General features: G+C 43.0%; 11 protein-coding genes. 9 read left to right on the top strand and 2 right to left on the bottom strand.

Translation table 11 applies throughout. The annotated features are described in order from the left end of the window. Positions 1-506: 506 nt before the first annotated feature. Both ACE01T_RS15860 and ACE01T_RS15855 read left to right on the top strand, forming a co-directional pair. Positions 507-1793, top strand: coding sequence for an OprD family outer membrane porin (locus ACE01T_RS15860; RefSeq protein ID WP_180080066.1), 1287 nt, complete (start codon positions 507-509; stop codon positions 1791-1793). 292 nt (positions 1794-2085) lie between these two features. Continuing rightward, positions 2086-2943, top strand: a complete 858-nt coding sequence (locus tag ACE01T_RS15855; protein WP_180043082.1) for an alpha/beta fold hydrolase — start codon at positions 2086-2088, stop codon at positions 2941-2943. Positions 2944-3000: 57 nt separating this feature from the next. Here the strand turns inward: ACE01T_RS15855 and ACE01T_RS15850 are convergent, their stop codons facing one another. Both ACE01T_RS15850 and hcaR read right to left on the bottom strand, forming a co-directional pair. Further along, positions 3001-3672 carry a DUF1345 domain-containing protein gene (locus ACE01T_RS15850; protein ID WP_395519654.1) on the bottom strand — a complete coding sequence of 224 codons (672 nt, stop codon included), beginning with the start codon at positions 3670-3672 and terminating at the stop codon, positions 3001-3003. Between the two features lie 287 nt (positions 3673-3959). Then, on the bottom strand, positions 3960-4859 hold the full coding sequence (gene hcaR, locus ACE01T_RS15845) for a DNA-binding transcriptional regulator HcaR (protein ID WP_086195284.1): 900 nt from the start codon (positions 4857-4859) through the stop codon (positions 3960-3962). A gap of 282 nt (positions 4860-5141) precedes the next feature. On the opposite strand from hcaR, the gene hcaE reads away from it, so the two are divergent. The 7 genes from hcaE to ACE01T_RS15810 all read left to right on the top strand — a co-directional run bounded on the left by hcaE (position 5142) and on the right by ACE01T_RS15810 (position 11634). Further along, the gene (gene hcaE, locus ACE01T_RS15840; protein ID WP_086195285.1) at positions 5142-6509 is read left to right on the top strand and encodes a 3-phenylpropionate/cinnamic acid dioxygenase subunit alpha; all 1368 of its coding nucleotides are present in this window, start codon (positions 5142-5144) and stop codon (positions 6507-6509) included. Further along, positions 6506-7024 carry a 3-phenylpropionate/cinnamic acid dioxygenase subunit beta gene (hcaF, locus tag ACE01T_RS15835; RefSeq protein ID WP_086195286.1) on the top strand — a complete coding sequence of 173 codons (519 nt, stop codon included), beginning with the start codon at positions 6506-6508 and terminating at the stop codon, positions 7022-7024. Before hcaE ends, hcaF begins: the two co-directional genes overlap by 4 nt. Next, positions 7024-7350: a 3-phenylpropionate/cinnamic acid dioxygenase ferredoxin subunit gene (gene hcaC, locus ACE01T_RS15830; protein WP_076752998.1), complete on the top strand. Its 327-nt coding sequence runs from the start codon at positions 7024-7026 to the stop codon at positions 7348-7350. The genes hcaF and hcaC overlap by 1 nt, the downstream gene beginning before the upstream one ends. Positions 7351-7352: 2 nt before the next feature. Next, positions 7353-8168 (top strand): 3-phenylpropionate-dihydrodiol/cinnamic acid-dihydrodiol dehydrogenase, encoded by an 816-nt coding sequence (gene hcaB, locus ACE01T_RS15825; protein ID WP_086195287.1) that lies wholly within the window; start codon positions 7353-7355, stop codon positions 8166-8168. Positions 8169-8237: 69 nt separating this feature from the next. Further along, complete coding sequence (locus ACE01T_RS15820) at positions 8238-9203, top strand: 3-carboxyethylcatechol 2,3-dioxygenase (RefSeq protein WP_086195288.1); 966 nt, start codon at positions 8238-8240, stop codon at positions 9201-9203. 4 nt (positions 9204-9207) lie between these two features. Continuing rightward, positions 9208-10434: a 3-phenylpropionate/cinnamic acid dioxygenase ferredoxin--NAD(+) reductase subunit gene (gene hcaD / locus ACE01T_RS15815; protein WP_086195289.1), complete on the top strand. Its 1227-nt coding sequence runs from the start codon at positions 9208-9210 to the stop codon at positions 10432-10434. A gap of 288 nt (positions 10435-10722) precedes the next feature. Continuing rightward, positions 10723-11634 carry a DMT family transporter gene (locus ACE01T_RS15810; protein WP_086195290.1) on the top strand — a complete coding sequence of 304 codons (912 nt, stop codon included), beginning with the start codon at positions 10723-10725 and terminating at the stop codon, positions 11632-11634. Positions 11635-11775: the final 141 nt, after the last annotated feature.

The following is an 11775-nucleotide window of genomic DNA, read 5'->3' as shown; positions in this document are numbered from 1 at the left end:
TGTGACAAAACCTGAATCCTGGTCGTTAAAGTGTTTGTTTGCACTCATATTTTAACTGTTAGGACTCAGGTTTTTTTATTTAAAGCAAACTATGGGACAGCAGTGTCCGAAAGGGCGCTTTTTTTATTGCTAGACTTTGATTTTACACTTGAGTTTATAGATAAAAAATATCATATCATAGGATAGTTATATTAATATAATCAATTATTTAAGTGGTTTTAGCTCTGGGTTAAACTTAAAAGCGATTAATCAATTTTTTTTTGCGGTCAAAAAGCCTAAATTCTTTTAAAATAAACACTGAAACAAAGGTTTAACAAAAATGAAATGAAAGGAAGATAAAATGACTTATTGTTTAAAGTTCTTAACGTGATTTGAATCACTAAAATAAAAAAAAGCAGAAATAGCCATAAAGGCAATAAATCTTAATACTCTGGTCGGATTTCGTTTTTTGTGATTGTTTAGCATGATGGCGTCATAGCTTAATTTGATTACTAGGGAATTCAGCCATGCGTCGTCAAAACTTATGGATAGCAATGCTTGCTGCGACAGCAACTTTAGGAACAACTGCATCGAATGCAGATTTTGTTGACGACAGTAATGTCCAATTAAAATTTAAAAACTTTTATTTAGACCGTCAGTATGCGGATCTTCCGCAAAACAACTGGGGTTCTTGGTCTCAAGGTATCACCCTGGATGCCAAATCGGGTTATCAGGATATCGGTGGCGGTATTCAGATCGGTGCGGACCTTTTGGTGCAGCATGCATTTAAATTAAATGGTCGTGATACAAAAGCAGACTGGGTTTTGCCGCATGATGGCAAAGAGTCGAAAGACAATTTTGGTAAAGTTGGCGCGACCTTAAAAGCCAAAGTTTCACAAACTGAATTAAAAGTCGGTGAATTATTACCGGTATCTCCAGTACTGGTATTCGATCCATCACGTCAGTTGTTGACGACTTATAGCGGTGCATGGCTTGAGTCTAAAGAGATTAAAGATACCAAACTGACTGTGGCTTATATTGACGGGATTAATAACCGTTATGACAACCAGTTCCGTGATTTAACCTTGTTTGCACCAGGAAAAACTTTGCCAGACGGTGTTTCAAAAGGACATTATGATTTAGGTCCTACATCTGATGGAATGTTGATTGCGGGTGTTGATCACCAGTTTACTCCGGAAATTGGCGGTAGCTACTGGTATGCAGATGTTGAAGATATTTATCAGCAGCATTATGTCGGTGCAAGCTACAAAACCAAGCTGGGTGAAAAAGCCAAGTTAGACAGCCATATCCGTTACTTTGATAACTCGGAGTCAGGTGACAAGCTGTATGGTGATATTGATAACCAGGCGTTGTCTGTAGGCGCTAAAGTCAATTATGGCGCACATACTGTTGGTTTGGGCTACCAGCAAATGTTTGGTGATTCTCCGTTCCCGACATTGGGTGGCTGGGTACCACAACCTTACTTGGTAAACTGGGGTGTCGCAACTTTTACCAATACCAATGAAAAATCATGGGGCTTCACTTATGGCTATGATTTCTCTGGGTTGGGTGCCAAAGGTTTAAATGCTACGGCAGTATACTTTATCGGTTCAGATGCTGAGGTGAAAACATCTCCAACGACTACTTTGAAAGACCAGAAATCGGATGAGCTGAATTTGATTCTGAACTACACGGTTCCAGAAGGTAAACTTAAAGGCCTAGGCTTCCAGGCGATGTATATCGATACAGATTTCGACTGGAAATCAGACTTAAAAGAGTACCGTGTAGCGACAACTTATACCTACAAGTTCTAATTCAGCAGTGTAATAAAAAAGCGACTTTTAATAAGTCGCTTTTTTTTATGGAGAGCGCTATTTTATTATTAAATGCCTTAATAAAAATAAGGGTTTTGATTTTAATAAAATTTTAAAAAACAAATAGTTAAATTATCGTTTTTTTATAGTATTTGATCGTAAATTTGTATCAGTTTGACTGCTTTGAACAGGTAATATAAGGCAGTAAAAAAGTAAATTTCACCGAGTCAACTTGACGTTAAATTCTGAATCAAGATGGAAACGCAAGCTAAAGACTGTACGAGGAGTATGTATGAGCACTGTTCAAATCCCTGAATATACAACAGATCCATTCTTTGGCTTAGAAGACAAATGGATTGAAACTGCAGAAGGTGAGTTGACTCACTATCACGAAGTGGGTGAAGGTACACCTATCCTGTTCTTGCACGGTTCAGGTACCGGTGTATCTGCTGCGGCAAACTGGTGGTTAAACTTGCCATCAATTGGTGAGCAGGCACGTTGTATCGCTATCGACACTATTGGTTATGGTCAAACTGTAGTTGCACCAAACACAGCTTACGGTATCCGTGCCTGGGTAGACCATGCAGTTCGTACTTTAGATGCACTGGGCATTGAAAAAACCTGGTTGGTGGGTAACTCACTGGGTGGCTGGTTAGCTTTCCAATTGGCACTGGATTACCCTGAGCGTGTTCTCGGTATTGTATCTATGGGTACGGGTGGTGCAAAACAGACTGCTGCACTGAAAGCGCATGCGAATCCGGTATTGACTGAGGAAGGCATCAAGAAAACATTGTCTATGTTTGTAGTGAACAAAGACCTGATTACTGATGAGCTTGTGAAAGTACGTTTTGCTTCTGCTGCAAATGACTATGCATCGAACCGTTTGATGGACGTAGTGGGCGCACGTGACCGTGACCGTTTCGAATTCCCGTTAGACTTCGAAAAAATGAAAGACATCACTGTGCCTGTATTGTTGATTCATGGTACTCAAGACGTGGTGATTCCAGTTTCTCGTACCTGGGATATCCTGAACATTGTACCCAATGCTGATGCACACATTTTCAGCCAGTGTGGCCACTGGTCTCAAGTGGAAAAAGCTGAAGAGTTCAATACAGTGATTAAAAACTATTTAACTGCTCGTGGCGTTTAATCCCGCCGTCTAGCCAATAAAAAGGATGACTTCGGTCATCCTTTTTTATGCTCTTGCTCAAGGGCTGATAAAGTTTGCTGCCACATTGATCGTGATGGCCAGAATGGTGGTATTAAAGCCGTAGGCCAGCAGCAGGTGCAGGGTATTTAGAACCCGCATTGCGGAGTGGGTAATGGAAACATCTGCCGTTTGTGCGGAAGTACCGACGATGTAACTAAAATATAAAAAGTCGGGATAAGTCGGTCTAGGTGTTTTGGGAAACTCCAGCCCGCCTTCATTATTCTTGTCGAGTGCCAGATAAAAGTCATGCGCATAATGAATCGCAAAAATGGTATGCATTAGGAACCAGGCAGAGGTAATGGTCACCATGGATAAAATGATATGAGCGGTTTGAATGAGCATATTGCTCGGCAAATTATTCACTTCAATAATAAGCGCAATGAAGCAGATGAATAAGGTCAGCAGGACCAGAAATAGAATCAGCCATTTACTGGCATCTTGTTCCTTCGCACGTTGCAGGATATGCGCATGATCAATGCGCCAGAGTTTTTTCAGGGTGAAAAATAAATAGGCATAGATGACCAGATTCCAGCTCATTAGTAGGCAGGTTGACCAGTTCCATGAGGTCATGAACTGAAAAGTAGCATACAGCACAGCAATAAACGGAAAGGTTAGAAAGAAATAAAGATGGTGCTGAATCCCTGTTTTTATACGGCGTAATAGATGCATGAGGGGGCAACCTTTTATCGTTATTGTTGTTTTTTAACATTTTAAAAAGTTTGTGGGAAATTTATTAGACTTAAGTTGTAATTCTCGATGATGAAATGTGATTTATAAATGGCTAAAGAAAAAGTTATGCGTTATTCCCTATAAATAGCGTGTTAATGATAAGAAAAAAACGTAAGACTTAAGTCTAATCTGGACTAAAAATACACAAATTGAAATAAAAAAAACCACCATTATTTATTAGCAAAATAATGGTGGCTTCAATCCGGTGCAAAAGCATAAAAATTTTTTTAAGTGCGGTTTATATTTAGATAGAAAACATGGGTCAGCAATTCAATAAATTTCTTCACTGCGATAGAGCTGCTGTTTTTATGGTAACTCACATACAGGTCGAGGTAAGGCAGTTCTACATCTAAAGGGCGAATCACAGTATTTTCCATGGTCAGTGGTGCAACATAGCCCGGCAGAATGGTGCAGCCTAAACCCATCCCCACAGAATTGATGTTAAACAGGATGTTATCGGCCTTTTGCACAATATTGAATTCAATGCCATTGGCATGGGAAAAATCTATAATGGCATTATGTAATGTTAAGGACTGTTCTGCAGCAGGAATAATAAAATCTATACCATTCAATTCTTTAACAGGAATTCGTTCATACTTAGCCAAGGGGTGGTCTTTCGGTAAAATAAAGATCAGTGGCTCACGTAACACAAATAGACTTTCAATTTCATCACTATTGAGATTGTGCCGGGTAAAGGTGACGTCCAGTTCCCCTTTTTTCAGCAACTTCATTTGTTCACTGTTATTTAAGCTGAGCAAATCGATTTTTAAATCAGGGTTTTGCACGCGTAGATTTGGTAGTACATAAGGGAAAATTTTCATTTCCGCCACCGGAACAAAGCCGATGCGCAGCATTTGCTGTTTGGCTTGCGAAACCTGGCGTGCCATGGCAATCGCTTTATCTGCCTGTGCTAGGGTTAAGCGCGCCTGCTCGAGAAATACGGCACCTTCTTCAGTCAGCTCAACCTTACGTTTGGTACGATAAAGCAGTTTTACCCCGACATCTTCTTCCAGATCTTTAATTTGCTGACTTAAAGAGGGCTGTGCGGTATAAAGCTTTAATGCAGCCTTACTGAAGTTAAGTTCTTCTGCAACGGTGATAAAATAGCGTAGGTGTCGTAATTCCATATAACTCGTCCAAAAGAGTAATCCAAAAAATGTCTTACTATATTTTTGTAGCAGTATAATCTATAAACAACTATTAGGTGAAGATTATTCTGCCATTTAGAAAATAAATGATCTTGTATTTTTCATTAGTGTTTAAATATATAAGCTACAGTTTTAAGTAATTCATAAAATATCTTAATTGAAACAAAAAAAATATTTCCCCAAAACTGGCTAAAAATCCATTATCGCTGAAAAGTTGAGTCTATTTACTTTGTGCCGTTACTGGTCACAGGAGAGCTTTTCATGAGTGGAAAAATTGATGTGCGCGAAATCGACGCTTTAGTCGATGCACAAAATGGACGTATCTCGCCATCTATCTATACAGACCCAGATCTATATGAACTAGAACTTGAACGCGTTTTTGGTCGTACATGGTTATTCCTTTGTCATGAAAGCCAGATTCCTAAGGCGGGTGACTTCTTCAATACCTACATGGGTGAAGATCCGATTATTGTGGCACGTCAAAAAGACGGTTCAATCAAAGCATTTTTAAACCAATGCCGTCACCGCTCTATGCGCGTAAGCTTCGCAGACTGTGGTAATACCCGTGCGTTCACTTGCCCATACCACGGCTGGTCTTACGGTATTGACGGTTCTTTAAAAGACATCCCGCTTGAAGAGCGTGCTTACCCACAGGGTGCATGTAAAGAGCAATGGGGTCTGGTAGAAGTTAACCGTGTTAAATCTTACAAAGGCCTGGTATTTGGCTGCTGGGATGAAACAACACCTGACTTAGAAGAATACATGGGTGACATCGCTTGGTACCTGGATGGTGTTCTAGATCGTCGTCCTGGCGGTACTTGCATCGTTGGTGGTGTACACAAGTGGGAAATCGAATGTAACTGGAAATTTGCTGCTGAACAGTTTGCATCTGACCAATACCATGCATTGTTCTCTCACGCATCTGCGGTACAAGTTCTTGGTGCAAAACCGGATGATGATGCATCTAAACAGTTAGGTGCGGCACAAACGGCCCGTCCAGTTTGGGAAACAGCAAAAGATGCACTTCAATACGGTCAACGTGGACATGGTTCAGGCTTCTTCTTCACTGAAAAACCAGATGCTAACGTTTGGGTAGACGGCGAAGTAGCAAACTACTTCCGTGAAACTTACGAAGAAGTAAAAGACCGTTTAGGTGAAATCCGTGCGCTACGCCTTGCTGGTCACAACACCATGTTCCCGACACTGTCTTGGTTGAACGGTACGGCAACACTTCGTGTATGGCACCCACGTGGTCCAAACAAAACTGAGGTTTGGGCATTCTGTATCTGTGATGCTGACGCACCACAAGACGTAAAAGAAGCATTTGAACGTTCTGCAACCCGTGCTTTCGGCCCTGCTGGTTTCCTTGAGCAAGATGACTCTGAAAACTGGGTAGAAATTCAAAAAGTATTACGTGGTTATAAAGCTCGTCAAAACAAACTCATTATGGAAATGGGTAAAGGTAACGAAAAAGTACGTGAAGATGGTATTCCAGGTATTACCAACTACATCTTCTCTGAAACTGCTGCACGTGGTTTATACCGCCGTTGGGCAGACTTGCTGATCCATGAAAAATGGGAAGATGTTGAGAAAGCAGCTGAAGCATATGAGAAGGAGCTTGTGAAATGAGTCAAATCAGTTTAGAACTTCATCACGAAATCAGTCAGTTCCTTTATCGTGAAGCAAAATTGCTGGATGACTGGAAATTCCGCGAATGGCTGGACGTAATGGCGGAAGATATTTCGTACACGCTACGTACCACGCCAAACGCGCAAACCCGTGACCGTCGTCGTTCAGTTGAGCCACCAACAACTTGGGTGTTCAATGACAACAAACATCTGTTGGAACGCCGTGTAGCGCGTCTGGAAACGGGTATGGCTTGGGCGGAAGAGCCTCCATCACGTACCACTCACATGGTGAGCAACGTGATTGTTGAGCCAACTGAAGTTGCAGGCGAATACGACGTGTACGTGACTTACCTGTTATACCGCTCTCAAAAAGAGAAAGATATTACGATTTACTGTGGTAAACGTCACGACAAGATCCGTAAAGTTGAAGGTGGTTTAGGCTGGCAAATCTTTGACCGCAAAATCACCCTAGACCAAGTGACTTATACCTCACATAACCTGAGTGTGTTCTTCTGATGAATAAGATTTTTGTTTGCCAAGTTGACGAATTGGACGAAGGCGAAGCATTGAAAGTGGATTGCGGCGTGAACGGTATCGAAGCGCTTGCAGTTTTTAACAATGGCGGTGAGTTCTTTGCAATGAATGACCGTTGTTCACATGGTAATGCTTCTATGTCGGAAGGTTATCTTGAAGATGACGGCACTGTGGAATGTCCACTGCATTCAGCACGTTTCTGTTTGAAAACTGGTCAAGCATTATGCTTACCAGCAACTGATCCAATCCAGACTTTCCCGGTGATTGTGGAAGATGGTCAGTTATTTGTAGAGATGGCAGGAGAGTAATCATGGGTTGGCTACAAGGCGAAGTTGCACTTATTACGGGTGGTGGTTCAGGTTTAGGCTGGGCACTGGTCGAACGTTTCCTGGAAGAGGGTGCACAAGTTGCTGTTCTTCAACGTTCACAGGCAAAAGTTGATGCATTGAAAGCCCATTTCGGTGATCGAGTATTAGCAATTGCCGGTGATGTAGCCAGCTATGAAGACAACGTCCGTGCCGTAAATGCAACAGTTGAGCGCTTCGGCAAGCTTGACTGTTTCGTTGGCAATGCTGGTATCTGGGATCATTATGCAGATATCGTCAATACATCGGGTGAGCAACTGGAAAAAGCCTTTGATGAAATCATGGGTATTAACACCAAGTCTTTAATTCTTGGTGCCAAAGCTGCGCTGGATGCATTGATAGCTTCTGAAGGTTCTATCATATTTACTTTGTCTAACTCTGCACTGTACTCGGCAGGCGGAGGCCCTGTGTACACGGCATCTAAGCATGCTGGTGTGGGTATTATGAAAGAACTGGCTTACGAGCTTGCGCCTAAAGTACGAGTGAACGCCGTTGCACCGTCAGGTATGAATGTCAATATCAAAGGGGCAGCATCATTAGGTCAGGAAAATCTTGGTCTGCTGGATGCGCGTGATCCTGAGAAAATTGCACGTGGCATGCCACTGAACTTTTTGCCTGAACCGGAAGACATGACGGGTTCATACGTGCTGTTGGCATCTCGTCAAAATAACCGTCCTTTGACTGGTGTTCTGATCAATGCAGAATGTGGTCTGGGAATTCGCGGCTTACGTCAGCCTCGTGCCGGTTTCTTTGACGAATAAAAATCTAGTCTAAATCAAATGGACTTATCGGCAGCCTGTTCTGGCTGCCTTCCTTTTAAGGAGTCTCTCATGGCCGTTAAACTTATTTGTGCTTCGCACAGTCCGTTAATGGAATTTGCTTCACCACAAGATCAGTCTAAAGAGCAGAAAGTCCGTGCTGCTTTTGAGAAATTGTCTGCTGAAGTCAAAGCTTACGACCCAACCCTGATCATTACCTTTGGTCCAGACCATTTCAATGGTTTCTTCTATGACCTGATGCCAAGTTTCTGCGTGGGCATTCGTGCCAAAGCGGCAGGTGACTGGGATTATGGTAAGGACAATGATCATATTGATGTGCCTGAAGACAAGGCGCTGGCGCTGGTTCGCCGCGTATTGGACGAAGGTGTGGACGTTGCATACTCATACCGTATGCAGGCGGATCATGGTGTGACTCAGCCTTTACATTTCCTGTGTGAAGGTCAGCTTGATCGTTATCCAACGATTCCAGTTTTTATTAATGGCGCTGCAGCACCCATGCCAACCACCAAGCGTACCATCGCTTTAGGTCGTGCTGTAGGTCAGTTTATCAAGTCTTTAAACCTTGAAAATGAACGTGTTCTTGTACTGGGTACCGGTGGTTTGTCACACGATCCACCTACACCGCAAATGGGTTCTGTTCCACCAGAAGTGGAAGAATTCCTGATTGCGGGCCGTAACCCAAGCCCTGAAGCACGTAATGCCCGTCAGGCCAAAGTGATTGCTGTAGGACAGAAGCTTGCTGCAGGGGATACCTCAGTTTCTGTACCATTAAGCCCAGAGTGGGATATTGCATTGCTGGAGAAATTCAAGAATGCAGATTTCGCTGCACTGGAAGCCATGACTGAAGCTGACATCCGCCGTGACGGTGGCCGTGGTGGTCAGGAAGTCCGTTCATGGATGGCTGCATTCGCTGCCCTGCATGAAATGGGTGAATATGACATGACGACACATTGCTACGAAGACATCAGTGAGTGGATCGCTGGTTTCGGCATCGTATCTGCAGAGTTAAAAGGTTAATGACATGAGCAACATCGAAACCATCGTAATTGTAGGTGCTGGACAGGCAGGTGCAAGTGCGATTTTAGAACTTCGTGCCAATAAGTACGAAGGCAAAATCATTTTGATTGGTGATGAAACGCATCTGCCTTATGAGCGTCCACCATTATCCAAGGATGTGATTCTAAAACCTGAAGAAACCAAGATTGAAATTCTGTCAGAACAGAAACTGGCTGAACTTGGTGTAACAACTATTCGTGGCAATGGCGTGGCTAAAATCAATGCCGAGGCCCATACAGTTGAACTTCAAAACGGTGACGTTGTTGCTTATGACAAGCTATTGCTTGCAACAGGCGGTGCAGCACGTCGTTTACCAAACTTTGATGCGCTGGGTAAACATGTGTATACCCTGCGTAATCTTGAAGATTCACAAGCACTGGTACCTGTGCTTCAAGCCGGTCAACGTATTGTGTTGATTGGTGGTGGGGTGATTGGTCTTGAATTGGCATCATCTGCACGTTACAAAGAATGTGAAGTGACAGTGATTGAACAGGGTCCAATGGTGATGGGTCGTTCATCGCCACGTATCCTGAGCGAATTCTTGTTGGCACAGCAACGCCGTGCCGGTGTGGATGTGCGTCTGGAAACCAAGATTGCAGATTGCAAGCTAGATGGTGAAGAAGTTGTCGTGACCCTTGAGGGTGGTGAAGAGCTTCGTGCCGATGCGGTCATTTACGGTATTGGTATCGTGCCAAATGCACAGCTGGCTGTTGAGGCTGGTCTGGATGTTGATTTTGCGGTTAAAGTTAATGAAAACTGCCAGACTTCAAATGCTGACATTTATGCAGCAGGTGATGTCGCGACTCAGCTTCGTGAAGATGGTGAATACCGCCGTGTCGAAACCTGGGAAAATGCCAACCTCCAGGCAGGTATTTTCGCGCGTCATGTGATGGGTGTAGAGCATCCGAAAGCCAATCCGGCATGGTTCTGGACCGATCAACTCGACATTAACTACCAGTTCGTGGGCGATATGGCTGCAGCTGAATGGCATGTTCGCGGTGAAATGGATGCAGCCAAAGGTGCAGACAATTCATTTGTGATGTATGGTGTGACTGACGGTCAAATCGTTGCCGGTATTACGGTCAATGCCGCAAAAGAAATGCGTCATTTGAAAAAAATGATCAGCAAAAATACCGCTTTTGAAGCAGAAAAACATCTTGATTTAAGCCTGGATTTACGCAAAGTGGCTTAAGTTTTATTTAGATATTTTTGACAGACCTATGTTTTGCATAGGTCTGTTTTTTTATGTCTTTGCTTCCATTGTCATGACTTCATGTGTCAGTGTGATTTAATATATTTTCGTATAGGTGATTGTTATTTTTCAAAGATGAAAAGTAACAAAAATCTTCTGTAGTGCTGAGGGGATGTCTATATCTCCCAGTACCACAGGCGGCATCCATGCTGCCATCAGTGTTGTTGATTGCGGATTTGAACATAAATTTGGTTCGCTGCTTTTTGATAAATTTTAATTGAGCAATTTATGAGTTCAAATTCATCTTCCATGATGGTCATGGCAAGTATTTACGCTTTATTGGTATTCATCTGGGCCACTACGCCACTGGCAATTGTCTGGAGCGTGCAGGAAGTCCATCCGATGTGGGTGCTGATCATCCGTTATTTTGGCGCGTCGCTAATTGCCTTGTTCCTTTTAAAGCTGATGCGTGACCCGCTGCCTTTTGATCAGACTTCTTTAAAAAGTTATGTGGCGGGCAGTCTGAATTTAATTGGTGCGCAGCTGTTTATCTATCTTGCAGCCAATTATCTGACTTCCGGGTTAATGGCCCTGATCTTTGGTTTTTCACCGCTGATTGCAGGCCTGATTGGACATGTGATTTTAAAAACGCAAAAACTGATCTGGCTACAATGGCTGGGTATGGCGATTGCGGTTTCCGGTCTGAGCTTTGTCTTTGCCGATTCTGCCGACAGTAAAGTCAACCCGATTGGTGTAGTGTTGATGCTGATTAGCATGGTGTCTTATATCAGCTCGATTTTCTGGGTCAAACAGATTAATGCTCCACTCAAACCGATGTCACAAGCGACCGGTTCACTGATGGTCTCAGCCGTGGGTTCACTGCTGATCATTCCATTTATCTGGCAGCATTTTCCAACGGCGCTGCCAAGTGGACGAGCCATGATTGGTTTTATCTTTACCATGATCATGTCTTCCATTGTGGCCATGCTGTGTTATTTCTGGCTGATCAAGCGTTTGAATGCCTCGACCGTGTCGTTGAGTAATGTCATGACCCCGGTGATTGCCCTGATTTTAGGTGCCACCTTGAATAACGAACATATCAGTCCGAATGCCTTTTTTGGCATTGTGGTGGTGATGTTCGGCATTGTGATGTATTTCTGGAAAGAATGGCGCCAGCAGTATTTTTCTAAGCTGCGTTAATACAGCAGGATAAATAATATAAAAAAAGGAAGTTTAGGCTCACTGCTGTCCCACAAATATCACAAGAAGAACCTCAATTGAGGTTCTTCTTGTTTTCGCCATTTTTTATCAGGCACAAAGAGTGACCTTAAAAGTTTCCTT

Source organism: Acinetobacter uliginosus (assembly GCF_044130295.1).
Lineage (GTDB): Bacteria > Pseudomonadota > Gammaproteobacteria > Pseudomonadales > Moraxellaceae > Acinetobacter.
Note: the sequence above shows the minus strand (reverse complement) of the source record. Positions and strands in the feature narration are given on the sequence as shown.